Source organism: Methylobacterium amylolyticum (genome assembly GCF_030700245.1).
GTDB lineage: Bacteria > Pseudomonadota > Alphaproteobacteria > Rhizobiales > Beijerinckiaceae > Methylobacterium.
This window is the reverse complement of the sequence record NZ_JAUYZI010000058.1, coordinates 5447-29425: the sequence shown is the minus strand read 5'-3', so window position 1 is coordinate 29425 and position 23979 is coordinate 5447. Positions and strand designations below refer to the sequence as shown.

Below are 23979 nucleotides of genomic sequence, written 5' to 3'. Positions count from 1 at the left end.
GGCGCCCTGGTCGTCAACGCCGCCAACCTCCTGCCGGTCGCCTTCAGCCCGGTGGGCCGCCGCGACGACGAGTTCGCCGTCGTCCGCGCAGGCCTGAACTACAAGTTCGGATCCTACTGAGGTCGGTCGCGGCCTCACGGCCGCGCCCCCTCGATCGGAAAAAGCCCGGCCGCGAGGCCGGGCTTTTTTTCGTCTCCAGCCCGCGCGCACGTCGTGATCCGGCGGGTGTCGTGTTGGGAATCGGAAGGGTTCGCAGCGGCGCGATCAGGACGGCGATCTCGTCCGCGCCGTCAGATATCCAGATCGGCACCCTCGGCGAAGGCGGCGCGCTCGCTGATGAAGGCGAAACGGGCCTCGGGCTTGTTGCCCATCAGGCGCTCCACCGTGTCGCCGGTCGATTCCCGGGCCTCGTCGAGGACCGCGACGCGCAGGAGCGTGCGCTTCTTCGGGTCCATCGTCGTCTCCTTGAGCTGGGCCGGCATCATCTCGCCCAGGCCCTTGAACCGGCCGATCTCGACCTTGCCGCCCTTGAACACGGTCTTGACGATCCGCTCGCGGTCGGCGTCGTCGCGGGCGTAGGCGACCTTCGAGCCCTGCTGGAGCCGGTAGAGCGGCGGGATCGCGAGGTAGAGATGGCCGCGGTCGATCAGCCGCGGCATCTGCCGGTAGAAGAAGGTGATGAGCAGCGAGGCGATGTGGGCGCCGTCCACGTCGGCGTCCGTCATGATGATCACCTTCTCATAGCGGAGATCCGCCTCGCGGAAGGCCGCCCCGGTGCCGCAGCCGAGCGCCAGCGTCAGGTCGGAGATGAGCTGGTTGGCGCCGAGCTTGTCGCGGCTCGCCGAGGCCACGTTGAGGATCTTGCCGCGCAACGGCAGGATCGCCTGGGTGGCCCGGTCCCGGGCCTGCTTGGCCGAGCCGCCGGCCGAGTCGCCCTCGACGATGAAGATCTCGGAGCCGCTGGTCCCGGCCGCCGAGCAGTCGGCGAGCTTGCCGGGCAGGCGCAGCTTGCGGGTGGCGCTCTTGCGCGCGACCTCCTTCTCCTGGCGGCGGCGCAGGCGCTCCTCCGCCCGGTCGATCACCCAGTCGAGCAGCTTGTTGGCCTGGGCCGGGGAGGCGGCGAGCCAGTGGTCGAAGGCGTCGCGCACCGCCGTCTCGACGATGCGCTGGGCCTCGACGGTGGCGAGCTTGTCCTTGGTCTGTCCCTGGAACTCCGGCTCGCGGATGAACACCGACAGCATCGAGGCGCAGGTCGCCATCACGTCGTCGGTGGTGACGGCGGTCATCCGCTTGGCCTGGTTCACGCGCTCGGCGTGCTCGCGCAGGGCCCGCAGCAGCGCGACCCGCAGGCCCGCCTCGTGGGTGCCGCCCTCGGGCGTCGGGATCGTGTTGCAGTAGGAGTGCGAGACGCCGTCGTCGGCCGTCATCCAGGCCACCGCCCATTCGAGCGAGCCGTGGCTGCCGGGCTTGGTGACCTTGCCGGAGAAGATCGCGTCGGTGACGAGCTCCTTCCCCTCGATGTCGCGGGCGAGGTAGTCCGAGAGGCCGCCGGGGAAGCGGTGCACAGCTTCCGGAGGCACGTCCTCCAGCCCTTCGAGGAGAGCGGGGGCGCAGCGCCAGCGGATCTCGACGCCGCCGAACAGGTACGCCTTCGAGCGCGCCATCTTGAACAGGCGGCGTGGGTCGAACTTCAGCGAGCCGAAGATCTGCGCGTCGGGGTGGAAGCGCACTCGGGTGCCGCGCCGGTTCTGCACCCGGCCGACCATCTCCAGGGCGCCCTGCGCGTGGCCGCGCGAGAAGGCCTGCCGGTAAAGGGTCTGGTTGCGGGCGACCTCGACCTCCAGCACGTCGGACAGGGCGTTGACCACCGAGATGCCGACGCCGTGCAGGCCGCCGCTCGTCTCGTAGACCTTCGAGTCGAACTTCCCGCCCGCGTGCAGGGTCGTCATGATGACTTCGAGCGCGGACTTGCCCGGGAATTTCGGGTGCGGGTCGATGGGGATGCCGCGGCCGTTGTCGGTGACGACGAGGGCGCCGGATTCTTCGAGCTCCACCTCGATGAAGCTCGCGTGGCCGGCCACCGCCTCGTCCATGGAGTTGTCGATCACCTCGGCGAAGAGGTGGTGCAGCGCCCGCTCGTCGGTGCCGCCGATATACATGCCGGGCCGGCGGCGCACCGGCTCCAGCCCCTCCAGCACCTCGATGTCGGAGGCGGTGTAGCCGGCCTCGGGCTCGGCGGCGGCGAGCGCGGTCACCGAGGCGGTGCCCGCGAGCCGGCGCCGCGCCTCGGGCGCGACCTCCTTCGAGGCCTCTTTCGGGACCCTGGCGCCGGGCCCGAACAGGTCGCGGGCCGGATCGCTCACGCGCCCACTCCTGCGACCGCCGGTCGCCGGGAGGACAGCCGAGGATTCGCGTCTGGGTGCATGCGCCTTCATCCCCGCATCATAGCGGAACAAACAGGAAACATCAAAGCCCCCGCGGGGGGCATTCCGGCGGGTCGTAGCATCGCGGGACCGCCCCCCGCCAGCGCGCGGCCCGGGCGGCGGGCGGCGGCGTCATCGGGACGTTGCAGAGCGGGTGGTTAAGAACCGATGGCGTAGGCGTTCGCTCCGGCCGCACCGGGCCGGGACCGGGCGCACCGGAACCGGCGGGCCGGAACACGCGTTCCGATGGGGATCGAACCTTGGCCGTGATCAGGGAGGCACCGATGACCAGCGCCGCGACGGAGGAGCGCCACAGCGCCCTGATCCGGTTCGAGCACGCCGCGGGCGCCGCCTTCGGCTGCGAGGAAGAGGGCGCGGCGCCGCAGGCCCGGCTCCTCACCGCCCCGGCCACGATCGCGCTGGCGACCTTCGCCACGGCAGTCGCGGCGACGATCACCTACCTCGTCTGACGCCGAACCAAGCGTCTCCGAACCCGCCGACCCGACACGGGCGCGTCGGGTCGAACCGGCCTCGGATCCGGCGGAGTAACCCTTACTCGGCGGCGCTCTTCTTCGCCCGGGCTGCGGGTTTGGCGGCTTTCTTCGGCTTATCGGCGGCCGCCTTCGCCTTGCGGGGCGCGGCCTTCTTGCGCGCACCCGCCTTGCCGGCCCCTTTGCCTCCGCCCGACGCGCGCTTGGCGTTCACCAGCCCGATCGCCTCTTCGAGCGTCAGCGCGTCGGCGCTCATGGATTTCGGCAGCGTGGCGTTCACCTCGCCGTCCGTGACGTAGGGCCCGTAGCGGCCAGCCTTCACCACGAGGTCGCGCCCGGACGTCTCGTCCCGGCCGACGGTGCGGCCCGGATCGCCCGCGGGCCGGCCGCGACCGCCCTGCTCCTTGGCGACGATCAGGTCGATCGCCCGGTTGCCGCCGATCTCCAGAACGTCGTCGTCCTTGCCGAGATTGGCGTAGGTCCGCCCGTGCTGCACGTAGGGGCCGTAGCGGCCGATGCCGGCCAGGATCGGATCGCCGCTCTCGGGGTGGCGGGCGACCTCCCGCGGCAGCGACAGCAGGGCCAGCGCCTTGGCGAGGTCGACCTCCGAGGGGGCGAGCCCCTTCGGCAGCGACGACCGCTTCGGCTTCTCCGCGCCCTTCTCGGGCGACGCTTCGCCGAGTTGCAGGAACGGCCCGAACCGCCCGTCGCGCACCGTCACCGGCAGGCCGGTCGTCGGATCCTGCCCGAGCACCCGCACGCCGGGCTGTCCGCCGTCCGCCGACGAGCCGTCACCGTCGCCCTCCACGCCCGAGGCCGAGAGCTGGCGGGTGTAGGTGCATTCGGGGTAGTTCGAGCAGCCGATGAACGCGCCGAACTTGCCGAGCTTCAGCGAGAGCTGGCCGCCGCCGCAGTTCGGGCAGGCGCGCGGATTCGCGCCGTCGCCCCGGTCCGGGAAGATGTGCGGGCCGAGCAGGCCGTTCAGCGCCTCCAGCACCTCGGCGACGCGCAGTTCCTTGGTCTCGCCGATCGCCGCCGAGAAGTCGCGCCAGAAGTCGCGCAGCACCGCCCGCCAGTCGATCTCGGCGTTCGAGACCCGGTCGAGCTGCTCCTCCAGGCCGGCGGTGAAGTCGTACTCGACGTAGCGCCGGAAGAAGCTCTCCAGGAAGCCGGTCACCAGCCGGCCCTTGTCCTCGGGCTGGAGCCGCTTCTTCTCGATCTTGACGTACTCGCGGTCGCGCAGCGTCTGGAGCACGGCCGCGTAGGTCGACGGGCGGCCGATGCCGAGCTCTTCCATGCGCTTGACGAGGCTCGCCTCGGAGTAGCGTGGCGGCGGCTCGGTGAAGTGCTGCGTGGAGGCGATGCGCTCGCGCCGCAGCGGGTCGCCCGCCTTCATCGGCGGCAGGCGGCGGCTCTCCTCGTCCTCCTCGTCGTCCTTGCCCTCCTGGTAGAGGGCGAGGAACCCGTCGAACTTCACCACCTGTCCCGTGGCGCGCAGCTCGATCCGGCGGCCGCCCGCGGTCGCGGTCACGTCGACCGTGGTGCGCTCCAGCTCGGCGGATTCCATCTGGCTCGCCATGGTGCGGGTCCAGATCAGGTCGTAGAGCCGGGCCTGCTCGGTATCGAGGTGGCGGGTGACCTGCTTGGGCAGGCGGCCCATGTCGGTCGGGCGCACCGCCTCGTGCGCCTCCTGGGCGTTCTTCGCCTTGGCGCTGTACTTGCGTGGGGCACCCGGCACGTAGCGGTCGCCGAACTCCTTGGCGATCACCCGGCGGGCATCGGCCACCGCTTCGGGGGCCATGTCGACGCCGTCGGTCCGCATGTAGGTGATGATGCCGACCGTCTCGCCGCCGACATCGACGCCTTCGTAGAGGCGCTGCGCCACCCGCATCGTCTGCGCGGGCGCCATCCCGAGCTTGCGCGAGGCTTCCTGCTGCAAGGTCGAGGTGGTGAACGGCGGCTGCGGATGACGCTTGGCCGGCTTGGCCTCGACGCTCGCCACCGCGAAGGTCGCCGTCTCGAGGTCGCGCTTGAAGGCCGCGGCCTCCTCGGCGTTGCCGACGTCGAGCCGCTGGATCCGCTTGCCGTCCGCGCCGACGAGGCGCGCCTCGAACACGCCGCCGCCCTCGGTGACGAGGGTCGCGACAATCGTCCAGTACTCGCGCGGCTTGAACGCCTCGATCTCCATCTCGCGCTCGACCACGAGGCGGAGCGCCACGGACTGGACGCGGCCCGCGGAGCGCGCGCCCGGCAGCTTGCGCCACAGCACCGGCGAGAGGTTGAAGCCGACGAGGTAGTCGAGCGCCCGGCGGGCGAGGTAGGCGTCGACCAGCGCCTGGTCGATCTCGCGCGGGCGGCGCATCGCCTGCTCGACGGACGCCTTGGTGATGGCGTTGAAGGTCACCCGCTCCACCGGGATGCCCTTGAGCGCCTTGCGGGCGGTGAGCGCCTCCAGCACGTGCCAGGAGATCGCCTCGCCCTCGCGGTCCGGGTCGGTGGCGAGGATCAGCTTGTCGGCGCCCTTGACCGCCTTGGCGATCTCGCTGACCCGGCTGGAACCCCGGTCCGCCAGCTCCCAGACCATGCGGAAATCCTGGTCCGGATCGACGGAGCCGTCCTTGGCCGGCAGGTCGCGGATGTGCCCGAAGGAGGCGATCACCTCGTAGTCGCGGCCGAGATACTTGTTGATCGTCTTGGCCTTGGCCGGCGACTCGACGACGACGACTTTCATCAAGGAACCTCTGGCCGTCTCCCGGGCCGCAACAGGGCGGATGGATTGTCTTGGGGTGGCGCGGAACGCGCACCCGCCGTCGGCCGGGGCCTCGCGCCGGGCACAAGTGGGTCAGCGGTCGCGGGATGTCAAATGGCGGGCCGCTCGATCCGCGCGGGTCGCGGGTGCGGTGATCACCGCCGACAAGCCGAGCGAAAACACGGATCCGGAACGCGGCTCTATGTCCTGCCGTGCAGTTCGGGCTTCGGCCGCGCCGGTAGGCCGCTCAGCAACCCGTGTTCGGTGAGATACGTCCGGAGGATGAGGTCGACGGCTGCGTCGAGGGCCGGGCGCGACGGCTGTGAGCGGGCCCAGCTCTCGATCGCGCTCCGGATGTCGGGTGATACGGTCTCGAGCGCGGACGATACGCGTGCCGGCACGGCCGGCTGAACGAACTCCAGGCCGAAACGGCAGAGGGCGAACGGGGTCTCGCCGCTCGCGGTCAGATGCAGCGTCACCGGAACGCGCTCACCCCGCGCGAGCCGGTTGAGCACGTCGTGGGCGACACCGAGACTCAACCCGAAATCGCACAGCGCGCGGGCGAGTTCGACGGGCTGCTCGATCGTGCGCTGGGCCAGCAGCACGATCTCAACGGGGATACCGGAAGGGCGGCGGCCTTCGACCGCGGTGCGGCCCAGCTCCCGTCGTTCTCTCAGCTCCTTCAACGACAAGCGCATCGACCTGTGCCTCGATCAGGATCCGGGCTCCGATGGCGTTCAGGCCCTCGCGGCGCAGCGCGCCTTTCCGGAGCCCGCCGACATGGGCCTCACACATGTAGAGCGTGCGGCCCGACCACGCCAACTTGCACAGGATGTCCACCCGCCCGGCCGGGGTGTCGATCTCGATCAGGACCGTATCGCCGACATCGAGTTCGGTGATCGTGACCGTGATGGAATCGGGCAGCCACATCAAGGGCTCACGCTGCGCTTCTCGACGGACTGAACTCCGCGTGCAGAGGCCCCGTCAGGGTCGATCCGGCACATTGCGACCATCGCCAGACGTGATCCGAAACCTGCCGCTACGAGACACCGCATCCGGCCCGACCGATCCCGAAGCCGCGCTCGGAATTATCGGAGCACCATCGAAGATGCGCGAGGATACTGACGGGCGTCGACCGACGGAAGCCTCACATCCCCGCGTACCACTCGTAGCCGCGGTCCTCCCAGTAGCCGCCGCGGCCGTCGCCGGTGCCGGAGAGCGTCGACACCATCTCGACGCGCATCACGTACTTGGCCTGCTTGTAGCCGAGCTGGCGCTCGACGCGCAGGCGCAAGGGGGCTCCGTTCGAGACCGGCAGCGGCTGGCCGTTGAGGTCGTAGGCCAGGATCGTCTGCGGGGCGAAGGCGTCGAACAGGTCGATGCTCTCGTAGTACCGGATCGGCGTGCGCCGGTCCTCGGGCTCGGGCGCCGCATCGCTCCCGCCCCAGTCGTCCTTACCGGACTCCGCGGCACCGGATTTCTCCCCAGCCGGGGGGCCGCCCCAATCGTCGGCCGCGGCGAGCTGGACGTAGGCGTCGCGCACCGCGCCCGGATGCTCGGGGCGCAGCCATGCGCCGTCGCCGCCGCCTTCCAAGCCGCCGCCGGCGTATTCCAGCGTATCGGCGCAGTGGAACACCGCGAACCGAGCCTGCGGCTTCAGACCGGCCCGCTTCAGCAGCTCGGCCAGCGGCACGCCGCTCCACTTGCCAATGCAGCTCCAGCCCTCGACGCAATCGTGCCGGGTGATCTGGGTGCGGGCCGGCAGAGCGCGCAGGTCCGCGAGGCTCAGCGTGAGCGGCGTCTCCACGAGCCCGTCGACCGTCAGCTTGAAATCCGAAAATTTCCGCGCCGCCAGCGCCCTGTAGGCGCGGTCCGGCGGGTCGATCGTGCCGTTCGGCTTGAACCACGGCGAGATCATCGCCTCCGGGAACTCGCGGGCCAGGGTGGACGGCGACATCAGCAGGCGCTGCACGAACAGGGTCGCGTCCTCGCCGGCCTGGAGGGTGCGGCGCCCGGTCTCGGTGCCGGCGAAGCGGTCGCAGCCGCCCAGCAGCGCGGCCCCGGCGAGCGCCGCGCCCCCGGTCAGCAGACGGCGGCGGGGGAGGATCATCGCGGGGCCTTTCCGATGCTGAACCAGCCGGTGATCATCCCGCGCAGGTTGTTGACCACGCCCGAGACCAGCACCAGCACCACGTGCACGATCACGAACAGCACGAGCAGGCCGGCGGCGATGAAGTGGACGGTGCGGGCCGATTGCCGGCCGCCGAACAGGTCGATCAGCCAGGGCCACGCCGCGTCCATGCCCGGCGACATGGCGAGCCCGGCGAGCACCATCGCCGGCAGCAGCACCAGCACCACGGCGAGGTAGGTGAGCTTCTGGATGACGTTGTAGCGCTTCGCCTCCTCGCCCTCGGGGAAGCGCAGCAGGAGGTGCTCCTTCACCGAGCCGCCGAAATCGCGGATCTGGTCGCCGTCGGGGATGAGGCGGCGGCGCAACTGGCCGCTGGCGAGGCCGTAGGCGAGATAGACCGCGCCGTTGAGCACCAGGAACCACGCGAACAGGAAGTGCCAGCGCCGCCCGGTGGCGAGATCCTGGCCGGCCGGCAGGGTCGCCCAGGACGGGAACGCCCGGTCGATCTCGGAGCCCGCCTCCTTCGACAGGCCGAGCCAGCCGGTCGTGTCGAATTTCGTCGCCCCGAGATAGACGACGCCGCGATTGGTCCCGCCGCGGCCCGCCTCGCTGGTGATCGCCAGCGCGGGGTCGTCGAAGGTCGAGACCGCGCCCCAGTACAGGGCCGGGTGGGCGTTGAAGATCTGCAGGCCGCTCATCAGCAGCACCAGCAGCACGGCGGCGTTGATCCAGTGGGCGAGCCGGATCACCAGCGGGTGCCGGTAGATCAGGCGGCGGCCGTCGGGCGCGACGGTCTCGCGGGTGTCGAGGGCGGGGGTCGTGGCGTCCAAGCGTGCGGCCTCGCGACGGGTCCCGGGCCGGGCCGCGGGGCGGCCGGACGCGGCACTCCCGGTGTCGTGTCGATGCGAACTGTCACGCCGAACCGGCGCCCGCGGCGGCGCACGGGGCGCGCACGGCATGGGCTGTACGTGGCGCGGGCGGCGAAAGTTACCAGCGTGACCGAAAACGCCGGGCCGGGGCCGCCGCGCACGCTTGCGGGCCGGGCGGGGCGGACCTACACCCGGCCCCCGAGATGAGCGCCACCACCCCAGCGACCTTCCCGCACCGGCACCTGCTGGGCATCGAGGGTCTGAACCGCATCGAGATCGAGGGCCTGCTCGACGCCGCCGACGCGGCCGTCGACATCTCCCGTCAGGTGGAGAAAAAGCGCACCACCCTGCGCGGGCGCACCCAGATCAACCTGTTCTTCGAGCCCTCGACCCGCACGCAATCGTCGTTCGAGCTCGCCGGCAAGCGGCTCGGCGCCGACGTGATGAACATGTCGGTCGCCGCGTCCTCGGTGAAGAAGGGCGAGACGCTGATCGACACCGCGGCCACGCTGAACGCCATGCGGCCGGACATCATCGTCGTGCGCCACCAGTCGGCCGGCGCGGTGCACCTGCTCGCCCGCAAGGTCGACTGCTCGGTGGTCAACGCCGGCGACGGCGCCCACGAGCACCCGACCCAGGCGCTGCTCGACGCGCTGACCATCCGCCGCAACAAGGGCCGGATCGAGGGCCTTCGGGTGGCGATCTGCGGGGACGTGCTGCACTCGCGGGTGGCGCGCTCGAACATCATCCTGCTCCAGGCGCTCGGCGCCCGGGTGCGGCTCATCGCGCCCTCGACCCTGTTGCCGGCCGGGATCGCGCGCTTCGGCGTCGAGACCTTCACCGACATGCGCGAGGGGCTCGCCGGCTGCGACATCGTGATGATGCTGCGCCTCCAGCGCGAGCGCATGAACGGCTCCTTCGTCCCCTCGGTGAAGGAGTACTTCCGCTATTTCGGGCTCGACGCCGACAAGCTCGCGCTCGCCGCGCCCGACGCTTTGGTGATGCATCCCGGACCGATGAACCGCGGCGTCGAGATCTCCTCGGAGATCGCCGACGGCGCGCAGTCGCTGATCCGCGAGCAGGTCGAGATGGGCGTCGCCGTGCGTATGGCGGTGCTCGACGCCCTGGCCCACCACCTGCCGAACGGCTGACGCGCCCTTCGCGGGTGCAACAAAGCACCGCCGCTCTCACCCCCGCCCGCTTGCCGGCCGGGCGGCGCTGACGCAGTGTCCCCCGCGATTTCGAACCCAGCCGGCCGTCCGGATGCAAGACCCGTCATGAGCGCCTACACCCTCGCCGACCTCGCCCGCCTCGTGGCGAGCCGCGCCGGCACCGACCCCGAGGAATCGTACACCGCCAAGCTCCTGTCGGAGGGCCCGGCCAAGGCCGCCAAGAAGCTCGGCGAGGAGGCGGTGGAAGCGGCGATCTCCGCGGTCCAGGGCGACCGCGAGGGGCTGAAGAACGAGGCGGCGGACGTGCTCTACCACCTCGTGGTCCTGCTCAGGGCCGGCGGCGTCGAGCTGGAGGCGGTGATGGCGGAGCTGGAGCGCCGCACCGCCCAGAGCGGCCTGGCCGAGAAGGCCGCGAGGCGGCACGCGTGAACGCGCCGACCGTCGCCCTCGACGCGTCGGACGGCCTCTCGCCCTACCGCCGCTTCACCCGCGAGGAATGGGCGCATCTGCGCGCCGACGCGCCGCTGACCCTCAAGGCGGAGGATCTGGAGCGCTTGCAATCCCTCAACGACCCGATCTCGGTCGAGGAGGTGGTGGCGATCTACCTGCCGCTGTCGCGGCTGCTGTCGCTCTACGTCGCGGCGACGCAGGGGCTGTTCAAGGCCACCCAGCGCTTCCTGATGGCCGAGCGCGAGCCGAAGGTGCCCTACATCATCGGGCTGGCCGGCTCGGTGGCGGTCGGCAAGTCGACCACCGCCCGCATCCTCGCCGCCCTGCTCGCCCGCTGGCCGAACACCCCGAAGGTCGACCTCGTCACCACCGACGGGTTCCTGTTCCCGAACGCCGAGCTCGCCGCGGGCGGCCTGATGGAGCGCAAGGGTTTTCCGGAGAGCTACGACACGGCGGCGCTGCTGCGCTTCCTCCATGACGTGAAGGCCGGCCAGCGCCGCGTGACGGCGCCGCTCTACTCGCACCTCGTGTACGACCGCGTGCCCGGCGAGGAGCGGGCGGTGGAGAGCCCCGACATCCTGATCGTCGAGGGCCTGAACGTCCTCCAGCCCGCGCGGCTGCCCCGGGACGGCACGGCGATCCCGTTCGTCTCCGACTTCTTCGACTTCTCGATCTACCTCGACGGGCACGAGGACGACCTGCACCGCTGGTACGTGACCCGCTTCATGCGCCTGCGCCAGACCGCCTTCCGCGACCCGCGCTCCTACTTCCGCAAGTACGCGGAGGTGCCCGAGGCCGAGGCGCTGGAGATCGCCGACCGGCTGTGGGGCACGATCAACCTGCCGAACCTGCGCGAGAACATCCTTCCCACGCGCCAGCGGGCGAGCCTGATCCTGACGAAGGGCGCGAGCCACCGGATCGAGAGCGTGGCGCTGCGGCGGCTGTAGCCGTCACGCGAACGGAAATTCCGCCTCCGCCACGTACGGCCCGCCCCCCGTCGACTCCCGCGCCGAGAACACGGTCACCCGGTCGGCGATGAAGGCGAGGGCTGCGAACACCGGCCCCTGCGAGAGGTACATCGCCACCCCCTCCGGGGTCGCCTCGCGCTTCAGCCGGGCGAGCGTCACGTGCGGCGTGAACTTGCGCTTCTCCGGCGCGACGCCCGCCCGGCGGACGAGCCGCTCCTGCTCGGCCTGGAGGTCGGCGAGTTCGGACGTGGGCCGGACCGCGGCGTAGAGCGCCCGCGGCCGGTCGCCGCCGAAGGAGCCGATCCCCTCCAGCGTCACCGTCAGCGGCGCCCGCGGCCGCATCTCCGACAGCAGGTCCAAAAAATCGTCGGCGGTGGGGGCGTCGATGTCGCCGAGGAAGCGCAGAGTGACGTGGTAGTCGGACGGCTCGATCCAGCGGGCGCCGGGCAGGCCGCCGCGATGGGCCTGGAGCGCGGCGGCGATCTCCGGCGGCACCGCGAGGCCGGTGAACAGGCGCGGCATCAGTGCCCTCCCTTGCCGAGACCGTCCAGGAACGTCTCGGTGGTGGGGAGGATGCGGGCGGCGATGGTCTCGACGCCGCGGCTGTTGGGGTGCAGCCCGTCGGCGAGGTGCAGGGCGCGGTCGCCGATGATGCCGTCGAGGAAGAACGGGTAGAGGGTCAGGCCGTAGCGCTTGGCCAGCGCCGGGTAGATCGCGTCGAAGCGCGCCTTGTAGTCCGGACCCATGTTCGGCGCCGACAGCATGCCGGTGAGCAGCACCGGGATGCCCCGGGCCTTCAGCCGCTCGATGATCGCCGCGAGCGCCCCCTCCGTCACCTTCGGGTCGGTGCCGCGCAGCATGTCGTTGGCGCCGAGTTCGAGGATGACGCCGTCGGTCCCGTCCGGCACCGACCAGTCCACCCGGTCGAGGCCGTTGGTCGCGGTCTCGCCGGAGACGCCGGCATTGGCGATCGTCACCGCGCGGCCCTTCGCCCGAAGCATCCGCTCCAGCACGGCGGGGAACGCCGCGGCGGCCGGCAACTGGTAGCCCGCGGTGAGGCTGTCGCCGAGCGCCACGAGCTTGAGGGGATGGGCCGGCTCGGCCAGGGCGGGCATCGGTGAGAGGGTCGGCAAGGTCATCGCGAGCAGGGCCAGGAGGGCGAGGAGGCGTGCGGCAAACGGCGCCCGGGACCGGAAACCGTGGCCGCAGCCATGGCGCGGCCCCAATGCGCCGCCCATATCGCGCTGCACCCTCGAACGGGACGGAAATCGCATGCTGCTCGTCATCGCCCACAGATCGGACGGACCGTGAGCGCGGACAAGGTTTCCGTCGAGCCGGCCATCGCTTTGACCGGCATCGACCTCAGCCTCGGGCGGGGCGCGGCGCGCGTCCACGTGCTGCGCGGGATCTCGCTCAGTGTCGGGCGCGGCGAGGCGGTGGGCCTGGTTGGGCCTTCGGGCTCCGGCAAGTCGACGCTGCTGATGGTCATGGCCGGGCTGGAGCGGCCGGATTCCGGCGGCGTGGTGATCGAGGACACCGACCTCGCCCGCCTCGACGAGGACGCGCTCGCCCGCTTCCGGGGGCGGCGCATCGGCATCGTGTTCCAGGCCTTCCACCTCGTGCCGACGATGACCGCGCTGGAGAACGTCGCCCTGCCGCTGGAGCTGGCCGACCGCGACAACGCCTACGACCGTGCCCGGGCCGAGCTGGAGGCGGTGGGGCTCGGGCACCGGCTGCACCATTACCCGGCGCAGCTCTCGGGCGGCGAGCAGCAGCGCGTCGCCATCGCCCGCGCGGTCGCCCCCGATCCGGCGATCCTGGTGGCCGACGAGCCGACCGGCAACCTCGACGAGGCCACCGGCCGCCAGATCGTCGACCTGCTGTTCCGGCTGAAGCGCGACCGCGGCGCCACGCTCGTCCTCGTCACCCACGACAACGGGCTGGCCCGCCTGTGCGACCGGACCGTGCGCCTGCGCTCGGGCCAGGTCGAGGAGCCGGTGGCGGCGTGACCGGGCGAAGCCTCCTCCGCTCTCCCGCCCCCCATCCATGTCGGGCCTGCCCGACATGGGCACTCTTGCGGATCTCGGGCAGGCCCGAGATCCGTGGGGGAGGGTACGCTGCGCAGCAGAGGGGGAGAGGGGAGCGCCGGTGCCGAATATGGCGCGCGGCATCCGCACCGCGCTCGTGCCGGATACCGGGCTCCCCTCTCCCGACCCTCGCTCGCGCCCAGGGCGCCCTTTGGGCCACCCTCCCCCGCAGAGGGGGGAGGGAGATGCGCGTGGCCGGGATCTGAACACCCATGCACGGCACGATCCCGACCTCCGGCACCCCCCGCCAGCCCAGGCGCGTTCCCCTCGTGCTGCGCCTCGCCCTGCGCGAGCTGCGCGGCGGCCTCTCCGGCTTCGCGGTGTTCCTCGCCTGCATCGCGCTCGGCGTCGCGGCGATCAGCGGCGTCGCCTCGATCTCGCGCTCGCTCTCGGACGGGCTCGGACGGGAAGGCCAGCGCATCCTCGGCGGCGACCTCGCCTACAACCTGATCAACCGCGAGGCGACGGAGGCCGAGCGCGCCGCGCTGACCCGCGAGGGCCGGCTCGACACCGTGGCGCTGCTGCGGGCCATGGCGACGGCGCCCGGCGGCGACGCCGCCCTCGTCGAGCTGAAGGCGGTCGACCCCGCCACCTATCCGGCGGCGGGGGACCTCGTCACCGACCCGGCCGAGCCGCTGGCCAACCTCCTCGCCCCCCGCGACGGCGTGCCCGGCGCGCTGGCCGACCCGGCGCTGCTCACCCGCCTCGACGTGAAGGTCGGCGACCGGATCGCCCTCGCCGGCCACGACGTGCGCTTACGGGGCACGATCCGCACCGAGCCCGACAAGATCGCCGGCGGCATCGGCTTCGGCCCCCGCCTGCTCGTCTCGGACGCGACGCTGCGGGCCACCGGTCTCGTCCAGCCCGGCAGCCTCAACCGCTGGAGCTACCGCCTGATCCTGCCCGCGGGCGCCGACCTCGACGCGGCCCAGGCCCGGATCAAGGCGGCGACGCCGGAGGCCGGGTGGGAGGTCCGCGCCCGCACCAATGCCGACCCGCGCTTCGCCAAGAGCATCGAGCGCTTCACCCAGTTCCTGACGCTCGTCGGGCTCACGGCGCTCATCGTCGGCGGGGTCGGCGTGGCGAACGCCGTGCACGCCTTCGTCGAGCGCAAGCGCCCGTCGATCGCCACGCTGAAGAGCGTCGGCGCCCCGGGCTCGCAGGTGGTCGCCCTCTACCTGACGCAGGTGATGCTGATCGCCGCGCTCGGGACGGCGATCGGCCTCGCGGTCGGTGCGAGCCTGCCCTTCGTCCTCGACGCGCTGTTCTCCGCCGACCTGCCGCTGCCGCTCAACCCGACGCTGGCGCCCGGGGAGCTGGCGCTCGCCGCCGGCTACGGCCTGCTGACCGCCTTCGCCTTCGCGATCACGCCGCTCGGGCGCGCCCACGACGTGCCGGTCTCCGGCCTGTTCCGGGACACGGTCGACCCGGCCCGCGTCAGCCCGCGCCTGCGCTACCGGCTGTGGCTCGTGGCGGCCCTGGCGCTCCTCGTCGCCCTGTCGGTCGTCACCGCCTTCGACCGGCGGGTGGCGCTGATCTTCATCGCGGCGGCCGGCATCGCCTTCGGGCTGCTGCACGGGGTCGCCCTCGGGCTGATGGCGCTCGCCCGCCGCCTGCCGCACCCGCGCCGCCCGGCCCCGCGGATGGCGCTGGCCAACCTCCACCGGCCGGGCGCCCTGACCCCGGCGATCGTGCTCTCGCTCGGCCTCGGGGTGACGCTCCTCGTCACCCTCAGCCTGATTGACGCCAACGTGCGGCGCACGATCTCCGCGAGCCTGCCGGCCCGGGCCCCGAACCTGTTCTTCCTCGACATCCCGTCGCGCGAGGCCGCCCGGTTCCGCGCCTTCCTCGGGGAGGCGGCGCCGACCGGCAAGATCGAGGAGGTGCCGATGATGCGCGGGCGCATCGCCGCCCTGAAAGGGGTGCCGGCGGCCAGGATCCGGCCGCCGGAGGACGCGGCCTGGGTGCTCGACGGCGACCGCGGCATCACCTACGCCGACGCCCTGCCGGAGGGCTCGACCCTCACCGACGGGCGCTGGTGGAATGCGGAGGAGGGGCGCGAGCCGCTCGTCTCCTTCGAGGCGGAGCTCGCCCGGCAGCTCGGCCTGAAGGTCGGCGACGCGATCACCGTCAACGTGCTGGGGCGCGACCTCACGGCGCGGATCTTCAACCTGCGCCGGGTGGAGTGGCGCAACCTCGGCATCAACTTCGTGATGGTGTTCTCCCCCGGCACGTTCCGCGGCGCGCCGCACTCCGACCTCGCGACGCTGACGCTGCCCGGCGGCACCGACGCGGCGGCCGAGAACCGCATCCTGCGCGGTGTGGCCAAGGACTTCCCCGCGGTCAGCGCCGTACGGGTCAAGGACGCGCTCGACGCGGTGGGCGACCTCGTCGGCCGACTGGTCCTGGCGATCCGCGGGGCGAGCGCGGTCGCGGTGCTCGCGAGCCTGTTCGTGCTGGCGGGCGCGATCGCGGCGGGGCACCGGGCGCGGCTCTACGACGCCGTGGTGCTGAAGGTGCTCGGCGCGAGCCGCGCCCGGCTGCTGGCTGCCTACGCCGTCGAGTACGCCGCGCTCGGCCTCGTCACCGCCCTGTTCGGGCTGATCGCCGGCAGCCTCGCCGGCTGGGTGATCGTCGGGAGCGTGATGAAGCTCGACTTCCGGCTGGATCTCTCGGGGGCGCTCGCCGCCGCCGCAGCGGCGGTGCTGTTCGCGGTGCTGCTGGGCTTGGCCGGGACGTGGCGGATCCTCGGCCAGAAGCCGGCGCCGTACCTGCGTCAGTTCTGAGCTGAGGCGGTCGCCGGCCAGTCGAGACGCCGGGCGCCACGGGCTTAACGCTTTTTAATCCCTGGTTTCATGAACAAATTTACAGGCGCTCGGGGCCGAAAAGCGGGGACGTAACCTCGGCTGGGCACTTGTGCGCCGCCGCGCCACGCAACATATTCCCGGTCGAGGCGCCACCCGGCGCCAGAGGTCCTGCGTGGGCCTCGAACCGAACTCCACGCTGAGAGAGCCTCCGCAAGGAAACTCCCATGGCCTTCGAGAACAGTCCCTTCCGGTACGGCGCCCAGCAGCAGCAGCCGGCCGGCTACGCGGGCACCCAGGTCGAGGTCGACCAGGGCCTGCGCACCTTCATGCTCGGCGTCTACAACAACATGATCGTGGGGCTGGGCATTTCCGGCCTCGTGGCGCTCGGGCTCAACATGGCCGCGGTCGCGGCCTACCAGGGCACCCGCCCGGTGCTGAGCCCGTTCGGGCAGATGCTCTACACCAGCCCGCTCAAGTGGGTGCTGATGCTGGCGCCGCTGGCCTTCATCTTCGTGTTCTCCTTCCGGATGGACCGGATGTCGGCGGCCTCGGCCCGCACGATGTTCTTCGCCTTCGCGGCGGTGATGGGCGCCTCGATGTCGACCCTGCTCCTCGTGTTCACGGGGGCGAGCGTCATCCAGGTGTTCTTCATCACGGCGGCGGCCTTCGGCGGCCTGAGCCTGTGGGGCTACACCACCCGGCGCAGCCTGTCGGGCATGGGCTCGTTCCTGATGATGGGCCTGATCGGCATCATCCTCGCCTCGCTGGTGAACATCTTCTTCGCCTCCTCGGCGCTGCAGTTCGCCATCTCGGTGCTCGGCGTGCTGATCTTCGCGGGCCTGACCGCCTACGACACGCAGAAGCTCAAGGAGATGTACCTCTACGGCGGCTTCGACGGTGAGATGGCGGCCAAGATGTCGGTCAACGGCGCCCTGACGCTGTACCTCGACTTCATCAACATGTTCCAGTTCCTGCTGACCCTGATCGGCGACCGCCGCTAAGCGCAGCGACCGGGACGGACCTGAGGAGCCCCGGCGGGAGACCGCCGGGGTTCTTTTTTGGCACCTTCGCGCGCTATCGTGCGGGGATGTCGCGCTACACCGGCCTCTCCGCCTTCCCGATCACCCCGTGCGATCCCGACGGCCGGGTCGACGCCGAAGCCCTCCGCGGGCTGCTGACGCCGCTCGTCGAGGCGGGGGTCGATTCGATCGGGCTGCTCGGCAGCACCGGCACCTACGCCTACCTCGCCCCCGACGAGCGGCGACGCGCGGTGGAGATCGCCGCCGCGCTCGTCGGCGGGCGGGTGCCGCTCCTCGTCGGCGTCGGGGCGCTGCGCACCGACGCGGCCGTGGCCCTGGCTCGGGAGGCCCGGGCGGCGGGCGCCGAGGCCGGCCTGCTCGCCCCGGTCTCGTACACGCCGCTGACCGAGGACGAGGTGGTCGCGCATTTCGCGGCGGTGGCCGACGGGAGCGGCCTGCCGCTCGTCGTCTACGACAATCCGGGGACCACGCATTTCCGGTTCACCCCGGCCCTGCTCGGCCGGCTCGCGCGGCTGCCCGGCATCGTCGCCGCCAAGTGCCCGGCCCCGGAACCGTCCGGGGCCGCGGAGACGGTCGCGGCCCTGCGCGCGGCCGTGCCGGACGGGTTCCCGGTCGGCTTCAGCGGCGACTGGAACGTCACTGCGGCGCTGCTCGTGGGCGGGGACGGCTGGTACTCCGTCGCGGCCGGGCTGTTCCCGCGAACCTGCCGCGCGATCACCCGCGCCGCGCAGGCCGGCGACGCCGACCGGGCGCGGGCGCTCGACGGCGCGCTGGCCCCGCTCTGGGACCTGTTCCGGGCCCATTCGAGCCTGCGGGTGATGTACGCGCTGGCGGCCGCCCGCGGGATCGCGGCCACGCCGCCGCGCCCGATCCTGCCTCTGCCCGAGGCGGTACAGGCGCAGATCGTCGCGACGGTGCGGCGGCTCGATCTGGCCTGAGCCTCACACCGCCCGCGGCGGCGGCTCCAGCACGGCGAGCACCCGGGCGAGGTCGGTGCCCCGCTTCATCACCAGGCCGCCCGCGGCGATCACCGCGTAGGCGCCCTGGCGGCGGGCGAGCTTCGGGTCCTTCTCGATCCGGTAGAGCGGCATCTCGGAGGTCCGCCGGTAGATCGAGAACACCGCCTTGTCCCGGCGGAAATCGAGGGCGTAGTCGCGCCACTCGCCCTCGGCGACCCGCCGTCCGTAGAGGTTGAAGATGACCCGCAACTCGTCCCGGTTGAAGGCGACCTGCGGAGGAGCGGTTCGGGCGGGGAAGGGGATGACGTGACCCGCCGCGTCGTCGGGCTGCGGCCCGGCGCTCGTCCTCTCGCTCATCGTCACTCCGTGGCGCGCTTCGTTAGCCGGGATGATGGTCCCCGCCGCCCCGGGCCGCAAGGGGCCGCGGCGCCCCGCGCGCCCGTTGCGGACCGGACACACCCAAGCGACAAAAAACACGGTTTCGCCCGATTCAGGCCTTTTCCGGGCCGCGTTGCCGGCCGACAACAGCGATCGAACCTCGCCGGATCACGCCCGGCCGGCGGCCGAAACCCGAGCTCCCCAGCCCTCGGCCGCCGGTTCGGATCACGGAGATCCGGCACTCCGAGGTTTCGAGACCCAAGGGACTTGAGGCCGCCCACCCGGGCGGCCTCTTTTTGTTTTTGCGGTGTCCCGGGCGATGCGGCTATGGCCTCACGGGCCATGCCCACGGCCCAGCACGCGCGCCCGCCCGTCTTCGACGCCGCCTTCACGGAGGCGCTCGACACGCTGTTCGCGTGGCGCCGCGACGTGCGCCGCTTCCGGACCGACCCGGTGGACGAGTCCGCCCTGCGTGCCTGCCTCGCCGCCGCCCATCGCGCCCCGTCGGTCGGCAACAGTCGGCCGTGGCGGTTCGTGCGGGTCTCGGACCCCGGGCGCCGGGCCGCCGTCGCGGACAGCTTCGGCCGGTGCAACGAGGCCGCGGCCGGCACCTACGAGGCGGCGCGCGCCGCGCAGTACCGGGCGCTCAAGCTCGCCGGGCTGCGGGAGGCGCCGGTCCACCTCGCCGCCTTCTGCGACGCGGCCACCGGGACCGGCCTCGGCCTCGGCCGCGCGACCATGCCGGAAACTCTGGCCTACTCGGTGGTCGGCGCGGTGCAGTGCCTGTGGCTCGCCGCCCGCGCCCGGGGGCTCGGGGTCGGCTGGGTGTCGATCCTGGAGCCGGAGGCAGTGGCCGGGATCCTGGCCGTGCCGCCCGCGTGGCGCCTCGTCGCCTATCTCTGCCTCGGCTGGCCGCAGGAGGAGCACGCCGATCCGGAGCTGGAGCGCCACGGCTGGCAGCCCGAGGACCCCCGCGGCGCCGAGCTGCTCGAGCGCTGATTTTTTTCGACTCTTCGTCCCCCGGTCCGGGCGTCCGCGGTGATTCCGGGTGCGGACTGCGCAGAGCTTACCGCGAAACACAGCATTCGCCGGGCCGGTTCACGCTGCTCCTTTACCCTCGTCCGCGCTTTCCGTGGTTCGTCCCGGATCAACCATAGCTTTCCCTGGAACGCCGCCGCCGATCCGGGGATTACTGGCCCGCATACGCTCACGCTTGCGGGGATGGCCGGGATGTCGCGTCGGATATCGGTGGTGTCGGGGGTCGTCGGTGTGCTGCTGGCGGGGCTCGCGGGGGCGGCGCAGGCGCGCGAGGTGGTGCCCTACGCCGCCGGGGCGTCGCCGGGCACGATCGTGATCAGCGCCTCGGAGCGCCGCCTCTACCTCGTCAACGGCGACGGCACGGCGATCCGCTACCCCGTGGCGGTCGGCAAGCCCGGCAAGCAGTGGTTCGGCACCGCGGTGATCGACGGCAAGTACGTCGCCCCCGCGTGGTCGCCGCCGTGGGAGGTGAAGCGCGACAACCCGCGGCTGCCGAACCTCATCGCCGGCGGCTCGCCGCACAACCCGATGGGCGCGGCGGCGATGACGCTGGCCGGCGGCCAGTACGCGATCCACGGCACCAACCGGCCGAGCTCGATCGGCACCTGGGCGTCCTACGGTTGCATCCGGATGTACAACCAGGACGTGGTCGATCTTTACGGCCGCGTCGGCGTCGGCACGCCGGTCTACATGACGCGCTGAGCGGGGCCGGGGCGCGTGCGGGCAGCCCGGCCCGCGCCCCGATCCACCCTCAGGATCCGCTCTCACTTGGCCGGCGGCGCGGTCGCCTCCACCGAGGTGAACGTCTCCAGGATGCGGTAGGTGTGCTCCACCCCCGCCGGGACGAGGTAGGAATCGCCGGGCGCCAGCGCCACGGTCTCGCCGCCCAGGACCAGCTCGGCCCGGCCGCTGATGACGTAGCCCACCGTCTCGTGCGGCGAGGTCGTCATCGGCTTGTCGGCGTTCGGCTCCTCCGCCCGCCACATCCGCATGCCGAGCCGCTCGCCCGCGGCCAGACCGATCTCCCCGTGCGGCCCCGCCGCCGCCGTGTGGGCCGATACCTTCGTCGCCATCTGGAACCCCTCCTGCCGTAGCCCGGGCCAACGGGCGCCGCGGCCCGGCGTTCCGGCCCCGGCCGCGACGCCGCACCGCTGCCGCGCGGGTACCGGCACGGAAGCGGGCCGCCGGCCGACTTGACGGAGGTCGCTTGACGGAAGTCGTATGACGCCGAAAGATGGCCCGCCATACAGTCGTAGACGCGACCGGCACAGGTCCCGAGTCCCCGAGACGGGCCGGTGATCTTTCGCATCAGGTTGCGTCTTCCAACAAAATACAATCGGGAGGACGCGCCATGGACATCAAGCGTGCGATCGACAGGATACCGGGCGGCCTGATGCTGGTGCCGCTCCTGCTCGGAGCCCTGTGCAAGACCTTCGTGCCGGGCGCGCCGCTGTACTTCAAGGGCTTCACGCAGGGCATCATGACCGGCGTGATCCCGATCCTCGCGGTGTGGTTCTTCTGCATGGGCGCCTCGGTGTCGCTGCGGGCGACCGGGACCGTGCTGCGCAAATCCGGCACGCTGGTCCTCACCAAGCTGATCGCAGCCTGGGTGATCGTGCTCGTCGCCTCGCTGTTCATCCCGGCGGAGGGGATCCAGACCGGCTTCTTCGCCGGCCTGTCGATCCTGGCGGTGGTCTGCGCGATGGATATGACCAACGGCGGCCTCTACGCCTCGTTGATGCAGACCTACGGCAGCCGCGAGGAGGCCGGGGCCTTCATCCTCACCTCGATCGAGTCCGGGCCGCTGATGAGCATGATCATCCTCGGCGCCTCGGGGGCGGCGCATTTCGAGCCGCAGATCTTCGTCGGCGCGGTGCTGCCGTTCCTCGTGGGCTTCGCGCTGGGCAACCTCGACCCGAAGCTGCGGGCGTTCTTCGCCCCCGGCGGCCAGTTGATGATCCCGTTCTTCGCCTTCGCGCTGGGCAACACGGTCGATCTCAACAACCTGCTCTCGCCGCTGGCGGGGCTCGGCGTGGTCCTCGCGCTGGCGGTGATCGTGCTGACCGGCATCCCGCTGATCCTGGCCGACAAGTACATCGGCGGCGGCACCGGCACGGCGGGGCTGGCCGCCTCGTCCACCGCGGGCGCGGCGGCGGCCAATCCCCTGGCCATCGCGGCCGTGGCGCCGCAATTCGCCCCGGCCGCGCCGACCGCGACCGTGCTCGTGACGATCTGCATCATCGTCACCTCGATCCTCGTGCCGATCCTCACCGGGCTCTGGTACCGGCGCTTCGGGGAGGGGGTCGCGGAGACCGACCGGACGGACGAGCCGCACTACGCGCACCCTGTGCCCGTCGATTAGTGCGCTCTCCGCCGAGGTGGATGCCGGTCCGGCGAGAGGGACCGCGCGTCAGGACAGAGGCTTGGAGCCGTTCGCGATCGCGTTGCCCACAGGATACGACGCGGCGAGCCGAGGGATATATCCGACCCTCCACCTCATCCTGAGGTGCCCGCGAGAGCGGGCCTCGAAGGAGGGCTCCAGGGATCGCGCGGCCGGCTGGAGGGCTCCTTCGAGGCCTCCGCTGCGCTCCAGCGCCTCAGGATGAGGGGGGCTGGGATCGGCCGACGCAAAGACCGGCGCGGCACGATGCCGAGCCGGGGCGTGCTCAGAAATCGACGGCGAGCCCCTTCACCTCCCAATCGTCGTAGCGCACCGGCTCCAGCCCGCCCCGGCCCTGGTGCTCCGGGTTCGCCCGGATCGCCGCGGCGCGGTCGTCGATCGCCTTGCGCCGCTCGGCCGCCTCGGCGAGCGCCCGCTCGGCGGCCGGGCTGAGGGTGCGCGCGGGCGGCTGCGGCGCCTGCGCAGGGGTGTCCTGTCCGGTCCTGTCTTGCATCGGGCTCGCTCGGGTGGGAGGGCGTGCGCTGGGGCTGGAAGATTCAGGACTCAAGTGGCACCGCGAGGCAGGGTCCGCAACGCTGCGGAGGGGATCGAGGCGGAGAGCGCCGGGCTCGGCGCCCGGCGGGCGGCGGCGCGGGCGGTGGCCGAGCTGATCGGCGGCGCGCGCCCGCCCGCCCTCGACGAGGCGCTGGCCCAGGCGGTCCGGGCGGAGCGGCTGGCGCCCGCCGACGCGGCGCTGGCCCGGGCGATCGCCACCGCGACGTTCCGGCGCCTCGGCCTGATCCGCCGCACCCTCGACGCCCGCCTCGCCAAGGGCCTGCCCGCCGACAAGCCGCGGCTGGTCGCGCTGCTCGCCACCGCCACCGCCCAGATCCTCGACCTCGCGGTGCCCGACCACGCCGCCGTCGACCTCGCCGTGCGGCTCGCCAAGGCGGATCCGCGCACCGCCCACATGGCCGGCGTCGCCAACGCCGTGCTGCGCCGGATCGCCCGGGAGCGCGATGCGATCCTGGCCGGGGCAGATCCCCTCGCCGACAACGCCCCGGACTGGCTCGGGCGACGCTGGGTCGCCGCCTACGGGGCGGAGCGGGCGGACGCGATCGCCCGGGCCCACCTCGCCGGCGCGACGATCGACCTGACGCCGCGCGACGACGCGGACGCCTGGGCCGACCGCCTCGGCGCGACCCGCCTGCCGACCGGCTCGCTCCGCCTGCCCGAGGGCGGTCCGCCGATCCCGGAGCTGCCGGGATTCGCCGAGGGCGCGTGGTGGGTGCAGGACGCCGCCGCCGCGCTCCCCGCCCGGCTGCTGGACGTTCGGCCGGGCGAGCGCGTGCTCGACCTCTGCGCCGCGCCGGGCGGCAAGACCCTGCAGCTCGCGAGCCGCGGCGCCCGGGTCACGGCGCTCGACCGCTCCGCCCCGCGCCTCGAACGCCTGCGCGAGAATGTTTCGAGACTTCGCCTCGCGGTCGACATCACGGTGGCGGATGCCCTGGCCTTCGAGTCCGAGGACAGCGACGCGGTGCTGCTCGACGCGCCGTGCTCGGCCACCGGCACGCTCCGCCGCCACCCGGACGCCGCCTGGATCAAGACGGAGGCCGACATCGCCCGGCTCGTCGACCTCCAGGCGCGCCTGGTCGACCGGGCGGCGGAGCTGGTGCGGCCGGGCGGGCGCCTCGTCTACTGCACCTGCTCGCTGGAGCCGGAGGAGGGGGAGGCGCAGGTGGCCGCCTTCCTCGCCCGGAACGCGCGGTTCGAGCGCGTGCCGGTGCGGCCCGACGAGGTCGGCGGCCTGACCGAGCTGATCGACGGCAACGGCGACCTGCGCACCCTGCCGTGCCACCTGCCCGAGGTGGCTGGCACCCGCGGCGGCCTCGACGGGTTCTTCGCCAGCCGGCTGCGGCGGACGGCGTGAGCGTTCCATCCCGTCCGAAATCGGTCTAGAGCCGTGCCCGGTCGCGTTGCGATCGGGCACGGCTCCACGGAATTGTGTAGTGACGCGCTCTCGCGCCCCGCCCGCGT

General features: G+C 72.3%; 23 protein-coding genes and 1 pseudogene. 13 read left to right on the top strand and 11 right to left on the bottom strand.

Translation table 11 applies throughout. The features are described 5' to 3' along the window. Positions 1 to 120, top strand: a pseudogene (locus Q8W71_RS27655) (porin family protein); the annotation flags it as partial. 170 nt (positions 121 to 290) lie between these two features. Here Q8W71_RS27655 and parE read toward each other — a convergent pair. Further along, positions 291 to 2363: a DNA topoisomerase IV subunit B gene (gene parE, locus Q8W71_RS27650; RefSeq protein ID WP_305528626.1), complete on the bottom strand. Its 2073-nt coding sequence runs from the start codon at positions 2361 to 2363 to the stop codon at positions 291 to 293. Positions 2364 to 2707: 344 nt separating this feature from the next. On the opposite strand from parE, the gene Q8W71_RS27645 reads away from it, so the two are divergent. Then, complete coding sequence (locus Q8W71_RS27645; RefSeq protein WP_305528625.1) at positions 2708 to 2893, top strand: hypothetical protein; 186 nt, start codon at positions 2708 to 2710, stop codon at positions 2891 to 2893. A gap of 82 nt (positions 2894 to 2975) precedes the next feature. Here Q8W71_RS27645 and topA read toward each other — a convergent pair whose 3' ends face one another. The 5 genes from topA to Q8W71_RS27620 form a co-directional block, all read right to left on the bottom strand. After that, positions 2976 to 5645, bottom strand: coding sequence for a type I DNA topoisomerase (gene topA, locus Q8W71_RS27640; protein ID WP_305528624.1), 2670 nt, complete (start codon positions 5643 to 5645; stop codon positions 2976 to 2978). 218 nt (positions 5646 to 5863) lie between these two features. Further along, complete coding sequence (locus tag Q8W71_RS27635; protein WP_305528623.1) at positions 5864 to 6268, bottom strand: hypothetical protein; 405 nt, start codon at positions 6266 to 6268, stop codon at positions 5864 to 5866. 4 nt (positions 6269 to 6272) lie between these two features. Then, on the bottom strand, positions 6273 to 6593 hold the full coding sequence (locus tag Q8W71_RS27630) for a hypothetical protein (protein WP_305528622.1): 321 nt from the start codon (positions 6591 to 6593) through the stop codon (positions 6273 to 6275). A 217-nt stretch (positions 6594 to 6810) separates the two neighbouring features. Further along, positions 6811 to 7773 (bottom strand): molybdopterin-dependent oxidoreductase, encoded by a 963-nt coding sequence (locus tag Q8W71_RS27625; protein ID WP_305528621.1) that lies wholly within the window; start codon positions 7771 to 7773, stop codon positions 6811 to 6813. Beyond that, positions 7770 to 8624 (bottom strand): cytochrome b/b6 domain-containing protein, encoded by an 855-nt coding sequence (locus Q8W71_RS27620; RefSeq protein ID WP_305528620.1) that lies wholly within the window; start codon positions 8622 to 8624, stop codon positions 7770 to 7772. Before Q8W71_RS27620 ends, Q8W71_RS27625 begins: the two co-directional genes overlap by 4 nt. Before the next feature lie 242 nt (positions 8625 to 8866). On the opposite strand from Q8W71_RS27620, the gene Q8W71_RS27615 reads away from it, so the two are divergent. The 3 genes from Q8W71_RS27615 (at position 8867) to coaA (ending at position 11232) form a co-directional block, all read left to right on the top strand. After that, entirely contained in the window at positions 8867 to 9814 is a 948-nt protein-coding gene (locus tag Q8W71_RS27615) for an aspartate carbamoyltransferase catalytic subunit (protein WP_305528619.1), read from the top strand. A gap of 126 nt (positions 9815 to 9940) precedes the next feature. Beyond that, positions 9941 to 10264: a phosphoribosyl-ATP diphosphatase gene (locus tag Q8W71_RS27610; protein WP_305528618.1), complete on the top strand. Its 324-nt coding sequence runs from the start codon at positions 9941 to 9943 to the stop codon at positions 10262 to 10264. Next, positions 10261 to 11232 (top strand): type I pantothenate kinase, encoded by a 972-nt coding sequence (coaA, locus tag Q8W71_RS27605; RefSeq protein WP_305528617.1) that lies wholly within the window; start codon positions 10261 to 10263, stop codon positions 11230 to 11232. Before Q8W71_RS27610 ends, coaA begins: the two co-directional genes overlap by 4 nt. 3 nt (positions 11233 to 11235) lie before the next feature. On the opposite strand, the gene thpR is transcribed toward coaA, so the two are convergent. Both thpR and Q8W71_RS27595 read right to left on the bottom strand, forming a co-directional pair. Then, positions 11236 to 11775 carry an RNA 2',3'-cyclic phosphodiesterase gene (gene thpR, locus Q8W71_RS27600; protein WP_305528616.1) on the bottom strand — a complete coding sequence of 180 codons (540 nt, stop codon included), beginning with the start codon at positions 11773 to 11775 and terminating at the stop codon, positions 11236 to 11238. Then, the gene (locus Q8W71_RS27595; protein WP_370875558.1) at positions 11775 to 12368 is read right to left on the bottom strand and encodes an arylesterase; all 594 of its coding nucleotides are present in this window, start codon (positions 12366 to 12368) and stop codon (positions 11775 to 11777) included. The genes thpR and Q8W71_RS27595 overlap by 1 nt, the downstream gene beginning before the upstream one ends. A 192-nt stretch (positions 12369 to 12560) precedes the next feature. Here Q8W71_RS27595 and Q8W71_RS27590 point away from each other — a divergent pair, with 192 nt between their 5' ends. From Q8W71_RS27590 to Q8W71_RS27575, 4 genes are all read left to right on the top strand, one after another. Beyond that, complete coding sequence (locus Q8W71_RS27590) at positions 12561 to 13262, top strand: ABC transporter ATP-binding protein (RefSeq protein ID WP_305528614.1); 702 nt, start codon at positions 12561 to 12563, stop codon at positions 13260 to 13262. Between the two features lie 290 nt (positions 13263 to 13552). Continuing rightward, complete coding sequence (locus tag Q8W71_RS27585) at positions 13553 to 16126, top strand: ABC transporter permease (RefSeq protein WP_305528613.1); 2574 nt, start codon at positions 13553 to 13555, stop codon at positions 16124 to 16126. Between the two features lie 245 nt (positions 16127 to 16371). Next, positions 16372 to 17148, top strand: a complete 777-nt coding sequence (locus Q8W71_RS27580; protein ID WP_305528612.1) for a Bax inhibitor-1/YccA family protein — start codon at positions 16372 to 16374, stop codon at positions 17146 to 17148. Between the two features lie 86 nt (positions 17149 to 17234). Next, positions 17235 to 18125 (top strand): dihydrodipicolinate synthase family protein, encoded by an 891-nt coding sequence (locus tag Q8W71_RS27575; RefSeq protein ID WP_305528611.1) that lies wholly within the window; start codon positions 17235 to 17237, stop codon positions 18123 to 18125. Positions 18126 to 18128: 3 nt separating this feature from the next. On the opposite strand, the gene Q8W71_RS27570 is transcribed toward Q8W71_RS27575, so the two are convergent. Next, complete coding sequence (locus Q8W71_RS27570) at positions 18129 to 18503, bottom strand: DUF2794 domain-containing protein (protein WP_305528610.1); 375 nt, start codon at positions 18501 to 18503, stop codon at positions 18129 to 18131. A gap of 348 nt (positions 18504 to 18851) precedes the next feature. Here Q8W71_RS27570 and bluB point away from each other — a divergent pair, with 348 nt between their 5' ends. Then, entirely contained in the window at positions 18852 to 19523 is a 672-nt protein-coding gene (bluB, locus tag Q8W71_RS27565; RefSeq protein WP_305528609.1) for a 5,6-dimethylbenzimidazole synthase, read from the top strand. Between the two features lie 231 nt (positions 19524 to 19754). Continuing rightward, complete coding sequence (locus Q8W71_RS27560) at positions 19755 to 20264, top strand: L,D-transpeptidase (RefSeq protein WP_305528608.1); 510 nt, start codon at positions 19755 to 19757, stop codon at positions 20262 to 20264. A gap of 62 nt (positions 20265 to 20326) precedes the next feature. On the opposite strand, the gene Q8W71_RS27555 is transcribed toward Q8W71_RS27560, so the two are convergent. Next, the gene (locus tag Q8W71_RS27555) at positions 20327 to 20635 is read right to left on the bottom strand and encodes a cupin domain-containing protein (protein WP_305528607.1); all 309 of its coding nucleotides are present in this window, start codon (positions 20633 to 20635) and stop codon (positions 20327 to 20329) included. A gap of 278 nt (positions 20636 to 20913) precedes the next feature. On the opposite strand from Q8W71_RS27555, the gene Q8W71_RS27550 reads away from it, so the two are divergent. Next, a complete protein-coding gene (locus Q8W71_RS27550; RefSeq protein WP_305528606.1) occupies positions 20914 to 21924 on the top strand; it encodes a 2-keto-3-deoxygluconate permease in 1011 nt (336 codons plus the stop codon). Between the two features lie 304 nt (positions 21925 to 22228). On the opposite strand, the gene Q8W71_RS27545 is transcribed toward Q8W71_RS27550, so the two are convergent. After that, the gene (locus tag Q8W71_RS27545) at positions 22229 to 22456 is read right to left on the bottom strand and encodes a DUF1674 domain-containing protein (RefSeq protein ID WP_305528605.1); all 228 of its coding nucleotides are present in this window, start codon (positions 22454 to 22456) and stop codon (positions 22229 to 22231) included. A 54-nt stretch (positions 22457 to 22510) separates the two neighbouring features. On the opposite strand from Q8W71_RS27545, the gene Q8W71_RS27540 reads away from it, so the two are divergent. After that, the gene (locus Q8W71_RS27540; RefSeq protein ID WP_305528604.1) at positions 22511 to 23872 is read left to right on the top strand and encodes an RsmB/NOP family class I SAM-dependent RNA methyltransferase; all 1362 of its coding nucleotides are present in this window, start codon (positions 22511 to 22513) and stop codon (positions 23870 to 23872) included. The last annotated feature ends 107 nt before the right edge of the window (positions 23873 to 23979 follow it).